We start from the raw sequence: 21,168 nt of genomic DNA on the forward strand, positions 1-21,168 counted from the left end.
CCTGGCGCGAGTGGTCGTCACGGGCGCCGGCGGCGGCATCGGCGCGGCGCTGGCCCGCCGGTTCGCGGCCGACGGCGCCCGGGTGATCGTCAACGACCTGAACCCGGCGGCCGCCGAGGCGGTGGCCGCGGAGATCGGCGGGCTGGCCGTGCCCGGCGACGCCGCGAAAGAGGCGGACACCCAGCGGCTCGTCGAGACGGCCTGGGCCGAGCTCGGCGGCGTCGACCTGTTCTGCGCCAACGCCGGCGTGCTGACCGCCGGTTCGGCCGACGCGCCCGACGCCGCGTGGGAACAGGCCTGGCAGGTCAACGTCATGTCACACGTGTACGTGGCCCGCGCGGTGCTCCCCCGCTGGCTGGAGAACGGCGGCGGGCGGCTGCTGTTCACCGTCTCCGCGGCGGGGCTGCTGACGTTGCTGGGCAGTGCGCCGTACTCGGTCACCAAGCACGCCGCCCTCGGCTTCGCGGAGTGGCTGCGCGCCACGTACGCCCACCGGGGCATCACCGTGCAGGCGCTCTGCCCGCAGGGGGTGCGTACGGACATGCTGCTGGGCGACGACCGGGAGAGCGCAAGCCGGGCCCAGCTCGCCGCGACCGCGATGGAGCCGGCCGAGGTGGCCGCCGTGGTGGCGAAGGCCGTCCAGGGCGACAGCTTCCTGGTCCTGCCGCACGCCGAGGTTGCCGAGTACTACCAGCGCCGCGCCACCGACACCGACCGCTGGCTCGCCGGGATGAACAGGATCCAGCGCGGCTTCGACACGGCGGCCACGTCATGACCGGCCCGCGCGGGCTCGACCTGGAACGGCTGCGCGCCCATCTGGGCACCGGCGAGCTGTCGGCGACGATGTTCGCCGGCGGCCGGTCCAACCTCACGTACGCGGTCACCGACGGCACCCAGCGCTGGGTGCTGCGCCGCCCGCCGCTCGGCCACGTCCTGCCGACCGCGCACGACATGGTGCGCGAGCACAAGGTCCTCGCCGCGCTCTCGGCGGCGGGCTTCCCGGCACCGCACCCGGTGCTGCTCTGCACCGAACCGGACGTGATCGGTGCGCCGTTCTACCTGATGGAGCACGTCGACGGCACCATCTACCGGGACGTCGCGGAGCTGGAGGCGCTGGGCCCGGAGGCGATGCGCACGCTGGTGCTGGCCCTGGTGGACACGCTCGCCGACCTGCACGCGCTGGACCCGGCCGCGATCGGGCTCGGCGACTTCGGCCGGCCCGAGGGCTTCAACGAGCGCCAGGTGCGGCGCTGGAAGAAGCAGCTCGACGCGTCCCGCAGCCGCGAGGTGCCGGGCATCGAGGAGCTGCACGCCCGGCTGGCCGCGGACATCCCGGACGGCGCCGGCGCGGTGGTGCACGGCGACTACCGGCTGGACAACGTGCTGATCGGGCCGCGGCTGGAGATCAGCGCGGTGCTGGACTGGGAGATGTCGACGCTGGGCGACCCGCTCAGCGACGTCGCCCTGATGCTGGTCTACGCGGGCCGCCCGCTGCTCCTCGAGGGCCGCTCGTCGATCTCCGTACCGGGGCATCCGAGCCTGTCCGAGATGGCCGGCCACTACGCGAAGCGCTCCGGCCGGGACGTATCCGACCTGCACTGGTATGTGGGCTTCGCCGCGTTCAAGCTGGCCGTGATCCTCGAGGGCGTGCACTACCGCTACGTTCAGGGTCAGACCGTCGGCGAGGGGTTCGACACCGTTGGCGCGCTCGTCGCGCCGCTGGTGGCTCAGGGACACGAGTCGCTCGACGGCACGCTGGAAGGGAACTGATGGACTTCGCGTTCGACGCCAAGACCGAGGACTACCGCAAGCGGCTGCTCGCCTTTCTCGACGAGTACGTCTACCCGGCGGAGGCCACCTTCGACGAGGACTACGCCGGCGACTGGTCCCCGCCGCCGGTGATCGCCCGGCTGCAGGAGCAGGCCCGGGCGGCCGGGCTGTGGAACCTGTTCCTGCCCGGCGAGCACGGCGCCGGCCTGACCAACCTCCAGTACGCCCCGCTGGCCGAGCTCACCGGCCGCAGCCCGGCGATCGCCCCGCCCGCGCTGAACTGCGCCGCCCCGGACACCGGCAACATGGAGGTGCTGGCCCAGTTCGGCAGCCCGGCCCAGCGGGAGCAGTGGCTCCGCCCGCTGCTGGCGGGCACGATCCGGTCCGCCTTCGCGATGACCGAGCCGCAGGTCGCCTCCTCGGACGCGACCAACATCGGCACCCGGATCACCCGCGACGGCGACGACTACGTGATCAACGGCCGCAAGTTCTACATCTCCGGCGCGATGAACCCGAACTGCCGGATCTTCATCGTGATGGGCAAGACCGATCCGGAGGCCGCCCGGCACGTGCAGCAGAGCATGATCCTGGTGCCCCGCGACACCCCCGGCCTGACCGTCCAGCGCGGCATGACCGTCTTCGGCTACGACGACGGCGACCACGGCGGCCACGCCGAGATGCTCTTCGAGAACGTCCGGGTGCCGGCCACGAACCTGATCGGCGAGGAGGGCTCCGGCTTCGCCATCTCGCAGGCCCGGCTCGGCCCCGGCCGGATCCACCACTGCATGCGGCTGATCGGGATGGCCGAGCGGGCGCTGGAGCTGATGTGCCGGCGCGCGCTGGCCCGGACGGCGTTCGGCAAGCCGCTGGCCGAGCAGGGCGTGGTGCAGGAGTGGATCGCCGAGTCGCGGGTCCGGATCGAACAGTCCCGGCTGCTGGTGCTCAAGGCCGCCTGGCTGATGGACACGGTCGGCAACAAGGGCGCGCACACCGAGATCCAGGCCATCAAGATCATCGTGCCCGGCACCGCCGAGTGGGTCATCGACAAGGCGATCCAGGCGTACGGCGCCGCCGGCGTCGGCCAGGACACCCCGCTGGCCCGGCTGTGGTCCCAGGCGCGCACGTTGCGCCTCGCGGACGGCCCCGACGAGGTGCACAAGCGCTCGCTGGCCCGCCGCGAGCTCAACCGCTACCGGAGCGCCTGATGCCGACCGCTTCACCCCGCCCGCCCCAGCGCATCGACGGCCGTACGGCCCGCTCGGAACGCACCCGCAACGCCATCGTCGAGGCCCACGTGGCGCTGATCCGCGAGGGCGACCTGCGCCCGACGGCGGACCGGATCGCCAAGCAGGCCGGGGTGTCGCTGCGCGCGCTGTGGAGCCACTTCGCGGACATGGAGGCGCTCTTCGCGGCCAGCGGCGAGCGCATCCTGGAACAGCGCGACCAGACCCACGAGCCGATCCCGGCGGACCTGCCGCTGCCGGAACGGATCGAGGCGTACTGCCGCCAGCGGGCCCGCCAGCTGGAGCAGATCGCCCCGATCGCCAAGGCCTCGGCGCTCAAGGAGCCGTTCTCGCCGGCGCTGCAGAGCTATCGCCGCAGCCACGTGGACCGGGTCCGCACCGAACTCAAGATCCTGTTCGGCCGGGAGATCAACGGCGACGAGACGATGCTGGCCGCGCTCACCGCCACCAGCATGTGGCCGACCTGGGGCACGCTGCGCGACGCGATGGGCCTGGACCCGGAGGCCGCCCGGGTGGTGCTGATCCGCACCGTCACGGCCCTGCTGGCCCGGGCCTGACCGCCACGCCCAGAAAATCTCTCCGCAAAGAACTAGATTTACTTGGCTCGGTCGGCTAACGTTTCTCTCGTCGAACAAGGAACAACAAGACGCGGACGGACCGCTCGGCCGTGAGGCCACGACGAGCGCAGCACGTGCACCACAGCACCCACGCCTGAGCGGCGGGGTCGCAAGATCCGCCGGACGTGGCAGGGCCATGGAGTTTTGCGTGGGGCTCTACCACCGGCAGGGAAGAACGGCACCACGTCAGAGCAAGTGGAACGCAGAGGAAAGGGAGGGTTCAGCACCGTTGGATCGCCCGCCCGAGACCGCACGACCGGGTCCGGCGGACACCGCAGTTTCCATCGAACGAGAGGTGGTCTCCGGTCACGCATTCGCGATCCTCGCGCCCGAAACCGTCACACACGGCTGGTGCGGATTAGACAACCGACGCGACTGTCGGCAAATGGTGTTCTAGACCCGATAACCCTGGGCCCCGGCGCGATCAGCGCCGGGGCCCTCGACCTGGAGGTGACATGGCCCCACCCGACGACATGTTCGGTGACGAGGACTACCCGGCCTACACGATGGGCCGCGCCGCGGAGATCGTCGGCGTGTCGCAGGACTTCCTGCGACGACTCGGCGAGGCAAAGCTGATCGACCCGTTCCGCTCCCCCGGTGGACACCGCCGCTACTCCCGCTACCAGCTGCGACTCGCGGCCCGGGCGAAGGAGATGGTGGACGAGGGCACCGCCCTGGAGGCGGCCTGCCGGATCATCATCCTGCAGGACCAGCTCGAAGAAGCCCTGCGAGTGAACGAATCCCTCCGCAAGAGCACGGCAGACTGACCACACGCCGCCTTCGGCACGCGGTCCCGCCCCCTTCCCGGGCCGGGGCCGTTCGTCATTTCCGGACCGGCGGATCACCACGGCACGGACCACCCGGTGCCGCCCTGTTCAGGCCTGCGCGCCGGGACACCCACAACGACATGACGCCGACGGCGCCGGCGGACCTGGTCGGGTCCGCCGGCGCCGTCCGGCTGTCAGCGGTCAGGCCAGGCGACGATCTGTCAGGGTGGTCGGACGCCGGCGCCGGGGCCGGGCCCCGAGGATCAGCCCGATGCCGGTGAGCAGGCTGATCACTCCCGCCGCCAGGATCACGGCGACGTTGATCCCGGTGACCGGCAGCTGATCGCCGGGTCCGGCCGGGTCGCTCGGTGCCGCGGCGACCGTGATGGCCAGGTTCATCGCGCGGGGAGTGCCGTCCGGGGCGACCCCCTGTGCGACCGCGGTGTGAGCTCCCGCCACGAGGTCCGGCGGCACGGTGATCGGCTTGCGGAAGTCACCGTCGCCGTCGGTGACCACGGTGCCGAGCACGGTCGGCTCGGAGTAGATGCTGATCGTGACGGTCGAGTACGGCGCGAAGCCGGTACCGATGAAAACGACCAGCTGGCCGGGTTCCGCCGTGGTGATCAGGCCCTGGTCGGTGGTCAGGTTCAGGTCGGTGACCGGCACCTGGGCCGGCGGCTGCGGCGCCGTGGGCGTGACCGGGCCGGACGGGCCCGCCGGGCTGCTGTCGCCACCCTCGGACGTGGCGACCACGGTGATCGTGTACGTGACGCCCGCGGTCCCGCCCATCACGCAGTCGGTGGCGCCGGTGGTCGTGCAGGTGGCCGGGCCCGGCGACGCGACGGCGGTATAGCCGGTGATCCCGCTCGGGTCGCTCGGGGCAGCCCAGCTGACCGCGATCGACGAGACGCCCGCCGTGGCGCTCACCTGCCGCGGGGCCTCCGGCGGGAGGGTGACGGTGAAGGAGCGGCTGACCGTGGTCGCGGCCGCATACTGGGCGTTGCCGCTCTGGTCGGCGGCGATGGTGCAGGTGCCGCCCGCGACCAGCGTGATCGTTCGCCCGGAGACGGTGCACACCGTCGGCGTGCTGCTGGTGAGGACAACGGCAAGCCCGGAGGAGGCCGTCACGGTTGCGGTGACCGTGCCCTGCCCGAGCGGAGCGTTGCCCAGCGAGGCGAACGTGATCGTCTGCGGGCTGCTCGTCACGGTGATGCTCCGGCTGACCGGAGTCGCCGCGGTGTAGCTACCGCTGCCGGACTGGGCTGCCGTGATCACGCAGGCGCCGGTGGTCACGAGGGTGAGCGTGCTGCCACTGACCGTGCACACCAGCGGCGTGCCCGAGGTGAAGCTGACGGTGAGCCCGGAGGAGGCGCTCGCGGACAACGCCCAGGTGCCCTCACTCAGCGCGACCGAGGACGGCGGACTGAACGTGATCGTCTGGGACGACAGCGAAGGGCCGGTGATGGCGAACGTCCGGGTGATCTCCGGAGCCGCCGCCGCGTAGACAGTGTTGCCGGGCTGGCGGGCGGTGATGGAACAGGTTCCCGGGCTGACCGGGGTGAGCACGGTGCCGCTCACGGTGCAGACCTGCGGAGTGTTCGAAGTGAAGCCGACGGTCAGCTCGGAACTGGCCGACGCGGTCAACCCGACCGCTCCGGCGGTGGTGGCACGATCGGACGGCTGGGTGAACGTCACGGTCTGCGCCAGCTTCTCCGCGGTCAGAGTCGGCAGGCAGCCCTCGCCCTGGGCGACCACCTCCCCGACCGCGGCCAGGCAGCCCTCGCCCAGCGCCTTCTCCACCTTCGTCACGGAGGTCACGTCGGAGTAGTCGACGGCAAGCTCGCCGCTGCTGGTGGCCTTGACGTAAACCTGGACCTCGCAGTATTCGTCCGCGTCCGCCAACTCGCCGTCGGTCAGCACGATGCTGGTGCCACCCGGCGTGGCGGTGGCTGTGCCCCCGCAGTCGTTGGCGTACAGCCCGGCGGTGCCGACGACCAGTCCGGCCGGCAGGCTGATCGTGTAGCCGAGGCCGTCCGCCACCGCCGTGGGGTTGTTGTCAGTACGCATCAGGGTGAGCACCAGCTTCGCGGTGCCCAGCACGTCGACGGTGCTGGGCGTGAAGCCGCCGCCGAGCCGGGGCGGGGCCGGATCGACCGTCAGGGTCTCGGAGATGACACCGTTGGCGACCCCGCCGGCCAGGCCGGAGACGTCGTTCGTGGTGATCGAGTAGCTGCCGGACGCCCCCGCGGTGACCGAGACCTGCAGCCTGCACTTGGCGTTGCCGGCGATGATGGTGACGTCGGAGAGCGCGATCGAGGTGTCACCGTAATGGGTGCTGACGGTGCCCGCGCAGGTCAGGTTGTGCTGCGCGGTGTCGGCGACGATCAACCCGGCCGGCAACGCGACCGTGTAGCCGAGACCGGTGGCCGGTTCGGTGGTGTCCACGCGGTCCAGGTCGATGCTGAGCGTGGTGGCCTCATGGTCCCGGATCAGCGAGTCGGCGAACTTGACGGTCAGCGCCGGCGGGTCGCAACTGATCCGGGCGACGCCGAGGCAGCAGAAGGGTTCCCGGGCGAGGGAGAGGCAACAGTCGATCCTGGCCAGGCCGGCGGTGGCACAGCCGAGGGCCGCCCCCGTCTCCCGATCGTGGGCCCTCTTCTCCCGCGCGTGGGCCTTCTTCTCCCGCGCGTGGGCCTTCGTCTCCCATGCGGTTTGCTCCTGGGCCGCCTGATGGTCGGCGGGTGATCGCGCCCCCGCGTACGCCGCCTGGGGTCCCATCCCCATCCCCACCAGGAGGGCGATGGTCGCGACGACACCCCACCATGCCGACTTGTGTGGGCCCCGCGCCACACGCGGTTGAGCGAACCTCGCCACTGAACGTCCCCCGTTTGGTCAAATGTCGCCAGAAAACGACAAGCTTGGACCAAACTATGGCGCTGTGACCTTTTTCTCCCCGAAAAGCCGGAAATAGCAGCCTAGAAGATCACCATGGACCGGGCGCCCTCGCCCCGGGTCATCCGGTCGAAGGCCGCCGGCACCTCGGACAGCGTGATGCGGTCGGTGATCAGGTGATCCAGCTTCAGCACCCCGGACAGCACGTCCTGGGCCAGCGCCGGCACCTCCAGGTCCGGGTCCGCGGAGCCGTAGACCGAGGCCCGCAGTGTCCGGGCGCTGGAGAAGATGTCCAGCGCGCTCAGCTCCACCAGGTCGTCGGCGCCGCCCATGCCCACCACCGTCACCTGGCCGCCGCGGCGGGTTGCTCGCCAGGCCGCGCGGATGGTTGCCGCCCGGCCCACGCATTCGAAGGCGTGGTCCGCGCCCAGCCGGGCCGTCCGGGAGCGGATGTCCTTGGACAGGTTCTCCGAGGAGACCACAAAGTCGGTGGCGCCCGCCGCCTCGGCCAGCGCCTTCTTCGCCTCCGACACGTCCACCGCGATGACCGACGCCGCGCCGGCCGCGCGGGCCGCGGTGACCACCGACAGGCCCACGCCGCCGAGGCCGATCACGACCACGGTCTGACCCGCGGCGACCCGTGCGGTGTTGCGGACGGCGCCGGTGCCGGTGAGCACCGCGCAGCCCAGCAGCGCCGCGCTTTCCCAGGCCAGCTCATCCGGTACGGGGATCAGCGCCCGTTCCGGCACCACCACCTGCTCGGCGAAGGCGCCCAGCCCCAGCGTCACGTGCACCGGGGCGCCGTCCAGCGTGCTGCCGTTCTCCAGCGCCGCCACGTTCGCCGTCGAGCACAGCCACGGCTCGTCGTGGGTGCAGAACCAGCATTCCCGGCAGGGCGGCGACCAGTTCAGGGCCACGTGCGTGCCGACCTGGACCCGGGTCACCCCGGCACCGGCCTCCAGGACCTCGCCGGCGGCCTCATGGCCGAGCACCAGCGGGTGCGGCGGGCGCAGCGTGCCGTTCACCATGGACAGGTCGGAGTGGCACACGCCGGCCGCCCGGATGCGGACCCGGACCTGGCCCGGGCCGATCTCGGGCAGGCGCAGCTCGGCGACCGTGGGTGCCGTGCCGGCCTCGCGGACCACCAGGGCCTTGATGTACGCGCTCATCGCTGAATGGCCTTCGTCTGCTGGAATTCCGCCAGGCCGTACGGGCCCAGCTCCCGGCCGATGCCGGACTGCTTGTAACCGCCGAACGGGGCCAGCGGGTTGAACGAGCCGCCGTTCACGTCGACCGCGCCGGTACGCAGCCGCCGTGCCACCGCCAGCGCTCGTTCCGGGGTGCCCCAGACGCCGCCGGCCAGGCCGTACTTCGAGTTGTTGGCGATCTCCACCGCGTGGTCGTCGTCCTCGAACCGGATGATCGACAGTACCGGGCCGAAGACCTCTTCCTGGGCCAACTCGCTGTCCGGGTGCACATCCGCGAAGACCGTCGGCGCGACGAAGTAGCCCTTGTCCGGCACCGGGGCGTCGCCGGCCACCCGGCGGGCGTCGGCGCGGGCGATGAAGCCGCGCACCCGGTCGCGCTGCGCGGCGGAGACCAGCGGGCCCAGCCGGGTGCCCTCGTCGAACGGGTCCCCGGTGGTGTAGGCCGCAGCGGCGGTCGCGGCCAGCTCCACCGCGGCGTCGTAGTGGCTGCGGTGGACCAGCATCCGGGTCCACGCCGTGCAGGTCTGGCCGGAGTTGAGGAAGGCGTTGCCGACGCCCACCTTCACCGCCTTGGCCAGGTCGGCGTCCGCAAGAATCACGTTGGCGCTCTTGCCGCCCAGCTCCAGCGCCACCCGGGCGATCCGGTCGGCCGCGGCGTGCGTGATCGCCCGGCCGGTCGCCGTGGAGCCGGTGAACGACACCATGTCCACGTCCGGGTGCCCGGCGATCGCCGCGCCCACCACCGGGCCGGTGCCGGGCACCAGGTTGAGCACGCCCGGCGGCAGCCCGGCCTCGTCGGCGGCGTCCACCAGCAGGTAGGCGACCAGCGGCGTCAGCTCGCTGGGCTTGAGCACCACCGTGCAGCCGGCCGCCAGCGCGGCGGCCACCTTGGCGACGACCTGGTGCAACGGGTAGTTCCAGGGGGTGATCGCGCCGACCACCCCGACCGGCTCGTGGACCACCAGCGAGTTGCCGATCGTCTCCTCGCGTGCCGGCTGGGCGGCCAGGTCCGCGTACCCCCGGAGGACCGCGAGCGGAAGTCCGGCCTGGACCGCCTTCGCGACCTTGAGCGGGGTGCCCAGCTCGAGCCCGACCGTGCGGGCGATGTCGCCCGCGCGGGCGGCGAGCGCCTCGTGCAGCTTGCCCAGCACGGCGCCGCGCTCGGCCATCGGCGTCTCCGCCCAGCCGGTGAAGGCCGCCCGCGCCGCGGCGACGGCCCGGTCCACGTCGGCGGCGGTCCCGGCGGGCACGTGGCCGAGGATCTCCTCGGTCGCTGGGTTCTCGACCGGGATCGTCTCGGCGGACGACGGCGCCGTCCAGGCCCCGGCGAGATAGATCGTGTCGCGGGAGAGGGTCATGTCAGGCTCCCTTTCAACGGGTCCAGACGCGCCTTGAGCGCGTCCAGGCCGGCGAGGACGGTTTCCAGGCCGAGGGCGAACGCGCCCTCGTCGACGCTGCGCCGGTGCTCGGCCAGCAGGTGGGCGTCGCGCAGGTGCGGGTACCGCTCGGCGTACAGCTGGGGGTCCTCGTCGAAGCCCAGGGCGAACGAGCCGAGGGCCGCACCGGTGACCAGATACCGCATGACCGCGCCGATGTGGGTGGCCCGGGCCGGCGGCCAGCCGGCCGCGATCAGGCCGCCGTAGACCGCGTCGGCCATGGCCAGCGCGGCGGGCCGGCGCCCCGGGCCGTGCGCGAGGACGGGGACGATGTTCGGGTGCGCGGCGAGCTCGGCGTGATACGAGTACGCCCACAGCCGCAGCGCCTCCCGCCAGTCGTGCGAGGAGAAGTAGGACGCGTCCACCCGGGCCACCACGGCGTCGGCGACCGCGTCCAGGATGTCGGCCTTGGTGGGGAAGTGGTTGTAGAGCGACGGTCCGGCGACGCCCAGCTCGGTGGCGAGCCGGCGGACCGAGACGGCCTCCAGTCCTTCGGCGTCGACGAGGGCGCCGGCCACCTCGACGATCCGTTCCCTGCTGAGCAGGGTGTGCCGGGGCCGGGCCATTTAACGCTCCTGAAACTCTGGACGGCACAAAACTTACACCGCTAGTTTTATCACGTGGACTTTCAACTCAGCGACGAGGAGCGGGCCGTTCGCGACACCGCCCGCACATTCATCACCCGCGAGGTCATGCCGCTCGAGCAGGAAGCTCTGCGGCGCGAGCGCGACCATCAGCCCGGGCTGGAGCGCAGCGAGCTGCGCGAGCTGCAGCTCAAGGCGAAGAAGTTCGGCTTCTGGGGCCTGTCGACCCCCGAGCAGTACGGCGGCATGGACCTCCCCGCGGTCCTGCAGTCGCTGATCTGGACCGAGGTCGGCCGCACGTTCGTGCAGTTCAAGTTCGGCGGCGAGGCCGACAACATCCTGTATTACGCCAACGACGCGCAAAAGGCGGAATACCTGGTACCGACCATCGAGGGCGACCGGATCTCCTGCTTCGCCATCACCGAGCCGGGCGCCGGCTCGGACGCGGCGAACATCAAGCTCAGCGCCCGCCAGGACGGCGACGACTGGGTGCTGAACGGCGAGAAGACGTTCATCACCAACGGCAACGACGCCGATTTCGTGATCGTGGTGGCGGTCACCGACCGGGAGAAGGGCGTTCGCGGCGGCGGCACCACCGCGTTCCTGGTCGACCGGGAGATGGGCTGGCGCTCGGAGTTCATCCAGACCATGGGCGAGGGCGGACCGGCGTCGCTGATCTTCGACGACGTCCGGGTGCCGGCCCGCAACATCCTCGGCGAGCTCGGCCAGGGCTTCGAGCTGGGCATGAAGTGGATCGGCAAGGGCCGCTACCTGATCCCGTCGAACGCGCTCGGCATCGCCGAACGCTCGCTCGGCATGGCGGTCGAGTACGCGAACACCCGCGAGACCTTCGGCACCACCATCGGCACCAACCAGGCCATCCAGTGGATGCTCGCCGACTCCGAGGTGGAGCTGGAGGCGGCCCGCTGGCTCATCCTGAAGGCCGCCTGGACCGTGGACCAGGGCTGGGACCCGCGGCACGCCTCCTCGATGGCGAAGCTCTACGGCGCCAACATGGTCAACAACGTGGTCGACCGGGTCATGCAGATCCACGGCGGCATGGGCTACACCCGCGAGCTGCCGATCGAGCGCTGGTACCGCCAGGTCCGGCTGATGCGCATCTACGAGGGCACCGACGAGATGCAGCGCCTGATCATCTCGCGTGATCTGCTGCGCGGTTACACCAAGATCGGCGGGCACCTGGCATGACTGACCGCACCGCGCCCGAAGGGGGTTCAGTATGACGATGTTGTCGCTGGCGGCCGTGCTGGCCGAGGCCGCGCGCCGGTATCCGGACAAGCTCGCGGTCGTCGACCACGCCGAGCGGGTCATCTACCGCGACCTCTGGCAGCAGTCCCTCGGTTACGCCGCGGGCCTGCGCGAGCTGGGCATCGGCCCCGGTGACACGGTCGCCGTGCTGGTGCCGAACGTGGCCGACTTCCCGCGGGTCTACTACGGCGCGCTCGCGGTGGGCGCGCGGATCGTCCCGGTCCACCTGCTGCTCACCGCGGAGGAGATGGCGTACGTGCTCCGCGACAGCGGCGCCGACCTGCTCGTCGCGCACTCCAGCCAGCTCGCGACCGCCCTGGGCGCCGCCGCCCTGACCGGCACCAAGGTGGCCAGCGTCGGCCCGATGCCGCCGGGCGTGCCGGACGCGCCGCCGCGGCTGGAGGAGGTCGCCGCCACGGTCCCGCCGCTGCCGACGTACGTCAGCCGGGAGGCCGAGGACGTCGCGGTCATCTTCTACACCAGCGGCACCACCGGTGAGCCGAAGGGCGCCCTGCTCACCCACCTCAACCTGGTCATGAACGCGACCGTGAACGTCTTCGACGCCAACGAGGTGCGCGCCGACGACGTGGTGCTGGGCTGCCTGCCGCTGTTCCACACCTTCGGCCAGACCGTCGGCATGAACGGCACCTTCCGGCTCGGCGGCAAGCTGGTGCTGCTGGCCCGCTTCACCGGCGAGGCCGCGATCGATCTGATGGTCCGCGAGGGGGTGACCGTCTTCCACGGCGTGCCGACGATGTACATCGGCCTGCTGGAAGCGGCGGCCAAGGCCGACAAGCTGCCCGAGCTGCGGATCTGCGTGTCCGGCGGGGCGTCGCTGCCGGTGGCGGTGCTGGAGCGCTTCAGCGAGACCTTCCACTCGACGGTGTTCGAGGGTTACGGGCTGTCCGAGACCTCGCCGACGGCGACCACCAACCAGCCGGCCTTCGGCACCCGGGCCGGCACCATCGGGCACCCGATCTGGGGCGTGGAGGTGGAGATCGCCCGGGCGGAGGTCGACGAGCGGATCGAGCTGCTGCCGGCCGGCGAGCTCGGGGAGATCGTGATCCGCGGCCACAACGTCTTCGCGGGTTACCTGAACCGGCCCGAGGCGACCGCGGAGGCGGTGGTCGACGGCTGGTTCCGCAGCGGCGACCTGGGCACCAAGGACGCCGACGGCTTCATCACCATCGTCGACCGCAAGAAGGACCTGGTGATCCGGGGCGGCTTCAACGTCTACCCGCGGGAGGTCGAGGAGGCGCTGGCCCGGCACCCGGCCGTCGTGCAGGTCGCGGTCATCGGCGTGCCCGACCCGGTGCACGGCGAGGAGATCTGCGCGGTGGTGGTGCCCGATCCCGGCGGCGTCACCGAGCAGGAGCTGATCGACTGGTCCCGGGAGAAGCTCGGCAAGCACAAGTACCCGCGGCAGGTGCGCTTCGTCGAGGCCCTGCCGATGGGGCCCAGCTTCAAGGTGCTCAAGCGCGAGCTACGCCGGACGTTCGGCCAGTAGCCGCGGCAGCTCCGCGACGATCGGCCTGTCCGCCGGCAGCCAGGGCACACTGTCCAGCTCGTCGGCGGAGAGCCAGCGCATCGCCGTGTGTTCCAGGGCGCGCGGCTCGTCGCCGTTCAGCAGCGTCACCGTGAAGACGCGCAGGACGGCGCGGCCGTGCGCCAGCGGCACGTCCGGGCCGACCCGGTCACCGACCGCAACCCGAACGCCCAGCTCCTCCGCGCATTCGCGGGCCAGCGCCTGCGCGTCGGTCTCCCCCGGCTCCACCTTGCCGCCCGGGAACTCCCAGCGTCCGGCCACCTCCGGGGGCGCGGCCCGCTCGCACGCCAGCACCCGGCCGGCCGTCACGATCACTGCCGCGACAATCACCCTGGGTGATGGACGGCCGTTGACGTGGTGTTCATGGGACATGAGCCAAGAGCGTGCCACAAAACTTAACCGATCAGGTTGAACGATGCGTCCCGATCGTCACGAGAACACGGATATGTGGGCGTGGACATCGTTGACGCGGCAGACAAGACTGTGGGCACCGACCATGACGACACGGCGACAGTTTGGCCACAAGCCGGCAACGACGCCAGGGAGGTGCGGCCATGCGGGGCAGGAAACTCCGGGGTACCCGCTCCGACTACTTGAGCGACGCGCTCGCGGTGCTGGGCGGCTGGACCCAGGACGGCGTGCAGCTGAAGCGCGTGCTCGCGTGCGACGACAGTCAGCATGCCGCACTGACGGAGCGGATCAAGGTCGCCGCCGACACGCTGCGCCTACGGCCCAGCATCCGGCGCATGGACGGTCACACGCAGATCCTGCTGGGCGCCTCCGACGGCGAGACCATCACCGACGGTGAGGTGACCCTCGCGGCCCGGATCGAGGACGCGTACCGCACAGTGGTCGGGCCTCAGTAACCTCGGGATCATGACGGCGCCGATATACGACAGCAAGGGCCAGCTCCAGCAGATCGAGAGCGGCCTGCTCGAAGGTGAACAGATCATCGCGGTGTACGACGCCGTCGGCGCCGGCACCGGCTTCATCGGGCTGACCACCCGTCGCGTGATCATCCAGGACAAGTCCTTCGCCGGGAAGCGCTTCGCGATCACCAGCATCCCGTACTCGAAGGTCAGCAGCGTGAGCGTGGTCAGCAACAAGAGCTGGGCCGGCCAGTTCTTCTCCACCGGCACGATCGCCATCAACGTGGGCACGCACACCTACGAGGTCGAGTTCCGCGGCTCGGAGAAGACCCAGCACGTGCACAACGTGATCCTGCACTACGCGTCCTGACGCGTTCCTCCATCCGCGATGCGTCACTCCACGTCGGAGTGGCGCATCTTTTTGTTGTAAACGACGAAAGTTGAGGCCCTTACGCGGAAAGTATGGACAGCCGCACGAGAAGTTACTACCGTTTGCTCACTGTTACACGTTGGTAACACGCGACGCGGTCGTTCCCGGGGCCGCGACGTCGGCCAGGGCTCGGCGTATCGGCGCAAGGTAGCCCACACCTGGCAACTCCCCTACGTCAGGAAAGGGACCGGACACCCCTATGTCCTCAAGACATCGAAGAATCCCCAAGCTTCGATACGCGGCCGGCGTGGCCCTGCTGGTGGCAGCGAGCCTGGTCGCCACCCCCGCCCCCGTCTCCGCCGTCGACCTCGACCCCGCCGACTTCCAGCAGGTGACGCTCGCCAAGGGAGTCGCCGAGACCGGCGAGCCGATGGCCATCGCCGTGCTGCCCGACTCGTCGGTGCTGCACACCGCCCGCAACGGCACGCTGCGGCGCACCGACAAGAACGGCGCCACCTCCGTGGTCGGCACCGTCGCGGTCTACAGCCACGACGAGGAGGGGTTGCAGGGCGTCGGCGTCGACCCCGGCTTCGCCACCAACCGGCAGATCTACCTCTACTACGCCCCGCCGCTGAGCACCCCGGCCGGCGACGCCCCCGCCACCGGCACGGACTTCTCCGCCTGGACCGGCGTCAACCGGCTCTCCCGCTACACGCTCAACGCCGACTTCACCCTCAACACCGGCTCCAAGGTGGACGTGCTGGACGTGCCGGCGACCCGCGGCCTGTGCTGTCACGTCGGTGGCGACATCGACTTCGACGCGGCCGGCAACCTGTACCTGTCCACCGGGGACGACAGCAACCCGTTCGACTCGGCCGGCTACTCGCCGCTGGACGAGCGCACCGACCGCAACCCCGGCTACGACGCGCAGCGCACCGCCGGCAACACCAACGACCTGCGCGGCAAGGTGCTGCGGATCAAGGTGAACGCGAACGGGACGTACACCGTCCCGGCCGGCAACCTGTTCCCGGCGGGCACGGCGAACACCCGGCCGGAGATCTACGCGATGGGGTTCCGCAACCCGTTCCGGATGAGCGTGGACAAGGCCACCGGCGTCGTCTACCTCGGCGACTACGGCCCCGACGCCGGCACCACCAGCCCGAGCCGCGGGCCCAGCGGCCAGGTCGAGTTCAACCGGATCACCAGCCCGGGCAACTACGGCTGGCCGTACTGCACCGGCAGCAACACCAGCACCGAGACCTACAACGAGTGGAACTTCGCCACCAACGCCACCGGCGGAAAGTACGACTGCGCCGGCGGGCCGACCAACAACTCGTTCCGCAACACCGGCCTGACCACGCTGCCGCCGGCCCGGCCGGCCTGGATCCGGTACGCCGGTGACGCCGGCAGCCCGCCGGAGTTCGGCAGCGGCTCGGAGTCGCCGATGGGCGGCCCGGTCTACCGCTACGACGCCAACCTGAACTCGCCGACCAAGTTCCCCGCCACGCTGGACGGCAACTTCTTCGCCGGCGAGCTGGGCCGCGGCTGGATCAAGCCGATCAAGGTCGGCGCGGACGGCTCGGTCGGCGAGATCTCGTCCTTCCCCTGGGCCGGCAAGCAGGTGATGGACATGGCATTCGGCCCCGAGGGCTCGCTGTACGTCCTCGACTACGGCACCGGCTACTTCAACGGTGACGTCAACTCGGCGCTGTACCGCTTCGACTACCTGGCCGGCTCCAACCGGGCGCCGACCGCGGTGGCTGCCGCGAACCGCACCTCCGGGCAGGCGCCGCTGGCCGTGACGTTCTCCTCGGCGGGCTCGTCCGATCCGGAGGGTGGCACGCTCAGCTACTCGTGGAGCTTCGGCGACGGCACCAGCTCGACGGCGGCCAACCCGACGAAGACCTACACGGCCAACGGGACGTACCAGGTCACGCTGACCGCCCGGGATCCCGAGGGGCTGACCGGCACGGCCGACGTGACGGTCACGGTCGGCAACACCGCGCCGACGGTGACCATCAACAGCCCGGCCAGCGGCTCGCTCTTCTCCTACGGCGACGCCGTCCCGTTCTCCATCACGGTCACCGACCCCGAGGACAGCTCGATCACCTGCGCCGCGGTGAAGATGACCTACGTGCTCGGCCACGACAGCCACGGCCACCAGATCACCTCGAAGAACGGCTGCACCGGCACGATCACCATCCCGGCCGACGGTGAGCACGACTCGGCGGCGAACATCTTCGCGGTCTTCGACGCGGAGTACACCGACGCCGGCGGCCTGACCACGCACACCCAGCACCCGCTGCAGCCGCGGCACCGGCAGGCCGAGCACTACAAGACCTCGTCCGGGGTGGACAAGTTCAGCAAGACGCCGGCCGAGGGCGGCCAGACCGTCGGCAACATCAACAACGGGGACTGGATCGCGTTCGAGCCGTACCGGCTCAGCGGGGTCACCTCCTTCACCGCCCGGGTGTCCTCCGGCGGCGTGGGCGGCACGCTCCAGCTGCGCACCGGCTCACCGACCGGCACGATCGTCGGCTCGGCCACGGTGCCGCTCACCGGCGGCTGGGAGACGTTCGTCGACGTCACCGGTACGGTCTCCGGCGCGCCGAACACGACGGGCCAGCTGTACCTGACGTTCTCCGGCGGCGCCGGCGCGTTGTTCGACGTGGACGCGTTCACGCTCAACAGCGCGGCGGCCCGGGTCGGCCCGATCGTCGGGCTGGCGAGCAAGTGTCTCGACGTGGCCGGCGGCGCCACCCTGGACGGCACCAAGATCCAGCTCTACACCTGCAACGGTTCCGCCGCGCAGACCTGGACCGTCGCGGGAAGCACGGTCAAGGCGCTCGGCAAGTGCCTGGACGTGGCCGGTGGCGCCACCGCCAACGGCACCAAGGCGCAGCTCTGGACGTGCAACGGCACCGCGGCGCAGAACTGGGCCGCGAACGCCGACGGCAGCCTGCGCAACCCGCAGTCGGGCCGGTGCCTCGACGTCAGTCAGAACAGCTCGGCCGACGGCCAGCAGATCCACATCTGGGACTGCCTGGGCGCCGCCAACCAGAAGTGGGTGTTGCCATGATCGGAAAAACGCTAGCCGCCCTGATGCTGATTCCGGCCACGCTGGCCGTCGCGTCCCCGGCGGCCGCCGCGGACGACCCCTACGACGTGCTGGTCTTCTCCCGCACGGCCGGGTTCCGGCACGACGCCATCCCGGCCGGCATCCAGACCATCCGCGACCTGGGCGCCGCCAACGGCTTCTCGGTCACCGCGACCGAGGACCCGGCGGCGTTCACCACGGCCGGGCTGGCCGGCTACGAGGCCGTGGTCTTCCTCAACACCACCGGCGACGTCCTGAACGCCACCCAGCAGACCGCGTTCGAGGGCTACATCCGCGGCGGCGGCGGTTACGTCGGCGTGCACGCGGCGGCCGACACCGAGTACGACTGGCCGTTCTACGGTCAGCTGGTCGGCGCGTACTTCGCGTCGCACCCGGCGATCCAGCCGGCCGCGGTGGTGCTCGAGGACCGGGCGCACGCGGCCACGGCACACCTGCCGCAACGGTGGAACCGCACCGACGAGTGGTACAACTACCGCACCAACCCCCGGTCCACCGCGCACGTGCTGGCCACGTTGGACGAGAGCTCGTACTCCGGCGGCGGGATGGGCGCCGACCACCCGCACGTCTGGTGCAAGACCTACGAGGGCGGCCGGTCCTTCTACACCGGCGGCGGCCACACCATCGAGTCGTACGCGGACCCGGCCTTCCGGGCCCACCTGCTCGGCGGCATCCGGTACGCGGCCGAGGCGACCAACGCCGACTGCCGGCCGGAGACGGGCTACACCGCGCTCTACAACGGCGCCACCACCGGCTGGTCGCAGGCCGGGCCGGGCGCCTTCACCAACACCGACGCGACGCTGACCTCAATCGGCGGCATGGGCCTGTTCTGGTACAGCCAGAAGCAGTTCACCAACTACTCGCTGAAGCTGGACTGGAAGCTGGCCGGCGACGACAACACCGGGGTGTTCCTCGGCTTCCCGCCGTCGAGCGACCCGTGGTCGGCGGTGAACAACGGCTACGAGGTGCAGATCGACGCCACGGACGCCGCCGACCGCACCACCGGCGCGGTCTACACGTTCAAGTCGGCGGACCTCGTGGCCCGCGACGCCGCGCTCAACCCGCCGGGCGAGTGGAACACCTACGAGTTGCTCGTCGAGGGCGAGCGGCTGCAGGTCTTCCTGAACGGCACCAGGATCAACGACTTCACCAACACCGACCCGGTCCGCTCGCTGGCCGGCCACATCGGACTGCAGAACCACGGCGACGGTGACGACGCCGCGTTCCGCAACGTGCGGATCAAGGAGCTGGGCGTGACCCCGCCGCCGGCGGGCGGCACCGGCCCGATCGTCGGGCTGGCGGGCAAGTGCCTCGACGTGGCCGGCGCCGGCACCGCCGACGGTACGAAGATCCAGCTCTACACCTGCAACGGCACCAACGCGCAGAAGTGGACGGTGACCCCGAACGGACCGGTGAAGGCCCTCGGCAAGTGCCTGGACGCGGCCGGCGGCGGCACCGCCAACGGCACCAAGGCGCAGCTGTGGACCTGTAACGGCTCGGGCGCGCAGAACTGGTCGGCGCAACCCGACCAGACGCTGCGCAACCCGCAGTCGGGCCGGTGCCTCGACGTCAGCCAGAACAGCTCGGCGAACGGCCAGCAGATCCACATCTGGGACTGCCTGGGCGCCGCCAACCAGAAGTGGACGCTGCCCCTTTAACGAAGTTGCCTGGGTTTTCCGCCGCGGGTGGGCTCAGTAGCTCAGCACGCGGGTGGGCAGCGGCGTCTCGGTCACCGAGCCGTCCGCTGCCCGCTTGAGCTCGTAGCCCCGCGGGCCTTCCTTGTCGGCCACGACCTCGGCCAGCTCGGTGCCGCGGTAGACCAGCCCGGCCCCGTCGTCGGTCGCGTAGCCGTCGCCCAGCGTGCCGTCGCCGATGAGCCGGTGCATCGTCGGCCGGCGCTGCTCCTCGGCGTCGTAGTGCACCCCGTTGCTGTACGGCAGCCAGCCCAGCCCGTCGGTGAACCCGCGCAGGTCGTAGCCGTAGCTGTCGGTGCTGCCGCCCTGGTGCCAGCAGATCGAACCGGCCGAGACGCCGCCCAGCACCACGCCCGCCTGCCAGGCCTCGTGCAGGATCTCCTCGAGCCCGTGCACCCGCCACACCGCGACCAGGTTCGCCACGCTGCCGCCGTTGACCCAGATCACGTCCTGCGCGAGCAGGTGCGCGCGGATGTCGTCGTGGTTGGGCATCGGGAAGAGCTGCAGGTGGGAGGCGCGGTAGCCGGTCTTCGCGAAGGCTGCGTAGGTCGCGCCGATCCAGTTCTCCGGGTCGCCGACGGCCTGGTGCAGGAAGCAGAACTTCGCGGTGTCACCGGCGTTCGCCAGCTCGGCGGCAAACCGGTGGATGGGGCCCGGCCGCAGGTCGAACAAGCCGTAACGGCCCCGCTCGAAGCCGGCGCTGGTGGCGAGGATGGTGGGTTGATCAGCGGTCATCGCGTCATCATGGCGCACGCGTCGGCGGTCTCCAGAACGAGGTCAGCGGCCGCGTCGAGCGCCACGGTCAGGTGCACCGGGTCACCGTCCACCGCGGCGAAGACGGCGTCGGTGCGCTCGCGGAACCGCGGCGGCGCGCCGGGCAGGGCGGCGGCCGCGGCGATCGCGCCCTTCTCGTTGATCAGCCAGCGGCCGGCCGCGCCGTGCAGGGCATGCGCGCACACCCCGGTCAGCCGGAACAGGCAGCCCGCCACGTAGGCCGCGTCACCCCGGGTCACCGCCTCGCGGGCGACGCCGACCAGGAAGTCGGCCTCCCACAGCCCGGCCACCAGCGCGTCGCGCAGCGCGGGCGGGTAGACCCGCATCCGCGCGCGCAGCGCCGCCAGTTCCCCGGCCGGGTCGGCCAGGACCACCCCGAGGGCGAGCTCACCCGGGTACGCGAAGTCGGGCACGCCCAGCGGATGGCCCGCTTGGGCGTGGAAGGCGTACCGGCCCTGTTCGGCGTCCGCCCAGGCGTGGGCGACCCGGTCGACGTCCCGGTAGATCCAGTCCACCGCCGCGCCGTCCACGGTGAGCCAGCCGCCGCCGTCCACCCACGGCCCCCACTCGCCCAGCGGCGTGACCTGCGCGCCCGGACCACCGAACCGGCGGGCCAGCTCACCCAGCGCCGCCACGTCGACCGGACGGCGGTAGTAGATGCCCAGATCGGTGTCGGAATCGGGGGTGTGGGTGCCACGCGCCCGGCTCCCGCCCAGCAGCACCCCGGCCACCCCGGGCACCGCGGCCAGCTCGGCGGCCAGCTCGCCCAGCCGCTGCTCACTCAACGCCACGCCGACCATCCTCGCGTACCTCAGGACGGTTTGCGGGCCTCGATCAGGACACGCTTGGCGTACGACACGAACAGGCCCCGGGACCGGATGCCGTCGTGCACCGCACGCAGCCGGGGCAGGACCTTCTCCACCTCGAAGCCGGACGTCGAGCACGGTCAGGCCGGCCGCCCGCGCGGCGGCCGGCGAACGACGCGCCCGTCGGGGCATTCTGCGTGGCCCGCC

At 71.3% G+C, this 21,168-nt stretch carries 18 protein-coding genes; 11 read left to right on the forward strand and 7 right to left on the reverse strand.

Translation table 11 applies throughout. The annotated features are described in order from the left end of the window. The first annotated feature begins 1 nt into the window (after window position 1). From ACIBQZ_RS06980 to ACIBQZ_RS07000, 5 genes are all read left to right on the forward strand, one after another. Window positions 2–775 (forward strand): SDR family oxidoreductase, encoded by a 774-nt coding sequence (locus tag ACIBQZ_RS06980; protein ID WP_396087920.1) that lies wholly within the window; start codon window positions 2–4, stop codon window positions 773–775. Further along, complete coding sequence (locus ACIBQZ_RS06985) at window positions 772–1,770, forward strand: phosphotransferase family protein (protein ID WP_396087527.1); 999 nt, start codon at window positions 772–774, stop codon at window positions 1,768–1,770. The genes ACIBQZ_RS06980 and ACIBQZ_RS06985 overlap by 4 nt, the downstream gene beginning before the upstream one ends. Further along, window positions 1,770–2,975 carry an acyl-CoA dehydrogenase family protein gene (locus ACIBQZ_RS06990; protein ID WP_396087529.1) on the forward strand — a complete coding sequence of 402 codons (1,206 nt, stop codon included), beginning with the start codon at window positions 1,770–1,772 and terminating at the stop codon, window positions 2,973–2,975. Before ACIBQZ_RS06985 ends, ACIBQZ_RS06990 begins: the two co-directional genes overlap by 1 nt. Continuing rightward, window positions 2,975–3,571, forward strand: coding sequence for a TetR/AcrR family transcriptional regulator (locus tag ACIBQZ_RS06995; protein ID WP_396087530.1), 597 nt, complete (start codon window positions 2,975–2,977; stop codon window positions 3,569–3,571). Before ACIBQZ_RS06990 ends, ACIBQZ_RS06995 begins: the two co-directional genes overlap by 1 nt. A gap of 515 nt (window positions 3,572–4,086) precedes the next feature. Then, window positions 4,087–4,398 (forward strand): MerR family transcriptional regulator, encoded by a 312-nt coding sequence (locus ACIBQZ_RS07000; RefSeq protein ID WP_396087532.1) that lies wholly within the window; start codon window positions 4,087–4,089, stop codon window positions 4,396–4,398. 201 nt (window positions 4,399–4,599) lie between these two features. Here the strand turns inward: ACIBQZ_RS07000 and ACIBQZ_RS07005 are convergent, their stop codons facing one another. The 4 genes from ACIBQZ_RS07005 to ACIBQZ_RS07020 all read right to left on the reverse strand — a co-directional run bounded on the left by ACIBQZ_RS07005 (window position 4,600) and on the right by ACIBQZ_RS07020 (window position 10,500). Next, a complete protein-coding gene (locus tag ACIBQZ_RS07005) occupies window positions 4,600–7,176 on the reverse strand; it encodes a hypothetical protein (protein ID WP_396087534.1) in 2,577 nt (858 codons plus the stop codon). A 197-nt stretch (window positions 7,177–7,373) separates the two neighbouring features. Then, the gene (locus ACIBQZ_RS07010) at window positions 7,374–8,459 is read right to left on the reverse strand and encodes an alcohol dehydrogenase catalytic domain-containing protein (RefSeq protein WP_396087535.1); all 1,086 of its coding nucleotides are present in this window, start codon (window positions 8,457–8,459) and stop codon (window positions 7,374–7,376) included. Then, the gene (locus ACIBQZ_RS07015; protein WP_396087537.1) at window positions 8,456–9,856 is read right to left on the reverse strand and encodes an aldehyde dehydrogenase family protein; all 1,401 of its coding nucleotides are present in this window, start codon (window positions 9,854–9,856) and stop codon (window positions 8,456–8,458) included. The genes ACIBQZ_RS07010 and ACIBQZ_RS07015 overlap by 4 nt, the downstream gene beginning before the upstream one ends. After that, on the reverse strand, window positions 9,853–10,500 hold the full coding sequence (locus ACIBQZ_RS07020; RefSeq protein ID WP_396087538.1) for a TetR/AcrR family transcriptional regulator: 648 nt from the start codon (window positions 10,498–10,500) through the stop codon (window positions 9,853–9,855). The genes ACIBQZ_RS07015 and ACIBQZ_RS07020 overlap by 4 nt, the downstream gene beginning before the upstream one ends. 54 nt (window positions 10,501–10,554) lie before the next feature. On the opposite strand from ACIBQZ_RS07020, the gene ACIBQZ_RS07025 reads away from it, so the two are divergent. Together ACIBQZ_RS07025 and ACIBQZ_RS07030 are read left to right on the forward strand one after the other, a co-directional pair. Further along, window positions 10,555–11,727 (forward strand): acyl-CoA dehydrogenase family protein, encoded by a 1,173-nt coding sequence (locus ACIBQZ_RS07025; RefSeq protein ID WP_396087539.1) that lies wholly within the window; start codon window positions 10,555–10,557, stop codon window positions 11,725–11,727. 31 nt (window positions 11,728–11,758) lie between these two features. Then, a complete protein-coding gene (locus tag ACIBQZ_RS07030; protein ID WP_396087540.1) occupies window positions 11,759–13,294 on the forward strand; it encodes a long-chain fatty acid--CoA ligase in 1,536 nt (511 codons plus the stop codon). Here ACIBQZ_RS07030 and ACIBQZ_RS07035 read toward each other — a convergent pair. Next, a complete protein-coding gene (locus ACIBQZ_RS07035) occupies window positions 13,271–13,705 on the reverse strand; it encodes a (deoxy)nucleoside triphosphate pyrophosphohydrolase (RefSeq protein WP_396087541.1) in 435 nt (144 codons plus the stop codon). The genes ACIBQZ_RS07030 and ACIBQZ_RS07035 overlap by 24 nt on opposite strands. 182 nt (window positions 13,706–13,887) lie before the next feature. On the opposite strand from ACIBQZ_RS07035, the gene ACIBQZ_RS07040 reads away from it, so the two are divergent. The 4 genes from ACIBQZ_RS07040 (at window position 13,888) to ACIBQZ_RS07055 (ending at window position 19,345) form a co-directional block, all read left to right on the forward strand. Next, window positions 13,888–14,199 (forward strand): 4a-hydroxytetrahydrobiopterin dehydratase, encoded by a 312-nt coding sequence (locus tag ACIBQZ_RS07040; RefSeq protein ID WP_212994216.1) that lies wholly within the window; start codon window positions 13,888–13,890, stop codon window positions 14,197–14,199. 10 nt (window positions 14,200–14,209) lie between these two features. Further along, on the forward strand, window positions 14,210–14,572 hold the full coding sequence (locus tag ACIBQZ_RS07045; protein WP_396087543.1) for a PH domain-containing protein: 363 nt from the start codon (window positions 14,210–14,212) through the stop codon (window positions 14,570–14,572). Between the two features lie 259 nt (window positions 14,573–14,831). Then, window positions 14,832–17,651 carry a PQQ-dependent sugar dehydrogenase gene (locus ACIBQZ_RS07050; RefSeq protein WP_396087544.1) on the forward strand — a complete coding sequence of 940 codons (2,820 nt, stop codon included), beginning with the start codon at window positions 14,832–14,834 and terminating at the stop codon, window positions 17,649–17,651. Next, the gene (locus tag ACIBQZ_RS07055; protein ID WP_396087545.1) at window positions 17,648–19,345 is read left to right on the forward strand and encodes a ThuA domain-containing protein; all 1,698 of its coding nucleotides are present in this window, start codon (window positions 17,648–17,650) and stop codon (window positions 19,343–19,345) included. The genes ACIBQZ_RS07050 and ACIBQZ_RS07055 overlap by 4 nt, the downstream gene beginning before the upstream one ends. Before the next feature lie 33 nt (window positions 19,346–19,378). Here the strand turns inward: ACIBQZ_RS07055 and ACIBQZ_RS07060 are convergent, their stop codons facing one another. Together ACIBQZ_RS07060 and ACIBQZ_RS07065 are read right to left on the reverse strand one after the other, a co-directional pair. Continuing rightward, entirely contained in the window at window positions 19,379–20,116 is a 738-nt protein-coding gene (locus tag ACIBQZ_RS07060) for a Type 1 glutamine amidotransferase-like domain-containing protein (protein ID WP_396087546.1), read from the reverse strand. Continuing rightward, the gene (locus tag ACIBQZ_RS07065) at window positions 20,113–20,946 is read right to left on the reverse strand and encodes a nucleotidyltransferase domain-containing protein (RefSeq protein WP_396087547.1); all 834 of its coding nucleotides are present in this window, start codon (window positions 20,944–20,946) and stop codon (window positions 20,113–20,115) included. Before ACIBQZ_RS07065 ends, ACIBQZ_RS07060 begins: the two co-directional genes overlap by 4 nt. Window positions 20,947–21,168: the final 222 nt, after the last annotated feature.

The organism is Actinoplanes sp. NPDC049599, assembly GCF_044465625.1.
GTDB lineage: Bacteria > Actinomycetota > Actinomycetes > Mycobacteriales > Micromonosporaceae > Actinoplanes.

What these genes read in the sequence shown, in the direction of transcription:
- ACIBQZ_RS06985 (WP_396087527.1), top strand. Translation starts at nt 772, where the DNA reads ATGACCGGCCCGCGCGGGCTCGACCTGGAACGGCTGCGCGCCCATCTG.
- ACIBQZ_RS06990 (WP_396087529.1), top strand. Translation starts at nt 1,770, where the DNA reads ATGGACTTCGCGTTCGACGCCAAGACCGAGGACTACCGCAAGCGGCTG.
- ACIBQZ_RS06995 (WP_396087530.1), top strand. Translation starts at nt 2,975, where the DNA reads ATGCCGACCGCTTCACCCCGCCCGCCCCAGCGCATCGACGGCCGTACG.
- ACIBQZ_RS07000 (WP_396087532.1), top strand. Translation starts at nt 4,087, where the DNA reads ATGGCCCCACCCGACGACATGTTCGGTGACGAGGACTACCCGGCCTAC.
- ACIBQZ_RS07005 (WP_396087534.1), bottom strand. Translation starts at nt 7,176, where the DNA reads ATGGGACCCCAGGCGGCGTACGCGGGGGCGCGATCACCCGCCGACCAT.
- ACIBQZ_RS07010 (WP_396087535.1), bottom strand. Translation starts at nt 8,459, where the DNA reads ATGAGCGCGTACATCAAGGCCCTGGTGGTCCGCGAGGCCGGCACGGCA.
- ACIBQZ_RS07015 (WP_396087537.1), bottom strand. Translation starts at nt 9,856, where the DNA reads ATGACCCTCTCCCGCGACACGATCTATCTCGCCGGGGCCTGGACGGCG.
- ACIBQZ_RS07020 (WP_396087538.1), bottom strand. Translation starts at nt 10,500, where the DNA reads ATGGCCCGGCCCCGGCACACCCTGCTCAGCAGGGAACGGATCGTCGAG.
- ACIBQZ_RS07030 (WP_396087540.1), top strand. Translation starts at nt 11,759, where the DNA reads ATGACGATGTTGTCGCTGGCGGCCGTGCTGGCCGAGGCCGCGCGCCGG.
- ACIBQZ_RS07035 (WP_396087541.1), bottom strand. Translation starts at nt 13,705, where the DNA reads ATGTCCCATGAACACCACGTCAACGGCCGTCCATCACCCAGGGTGATT.
- ACIBQZ_RS07040 (WP_212994216.1), top strand. Translation starts at nt 13,888, where the DNA reads ATGCGGGGCAGGAAACTCCGGGGTACCCGCTCCGACTACTTGAGCGAC.
- ACIBQZ_RS07045 (WP_396087543.1), top strand. Translation starts at nt 14,210, where the DNA reads ATGACGGCGCCGATATACGACAGCAAGGGCCAGCTCCAGCAGATCGAG.
- ACIBQZ_RS07050 (WP_396087544.1), top strand. Translation starts at nt 14,832, where the DNA reads ATGTCCTCAAGACATCGAAGAATCCCCAAGCTTCGATACGCGGCCGGC.
- ACIBQZ_RS07055 (WP_396087545.1), top strand. Translation starts at nt 17,648, where the DNA reads ATGATCGGAAAAACGCTAGCCGCCCTGATGCTGATTCCGGCCACGCTG.
- ACIBQZ_RS07060 (WP_396087546.1), bottom strand. Translation starts at nt 20,116, where the DNA reads ATGACCGCTGATCAACCCACCATCCTCGCCACCAGCGCCGGCTTCGAG.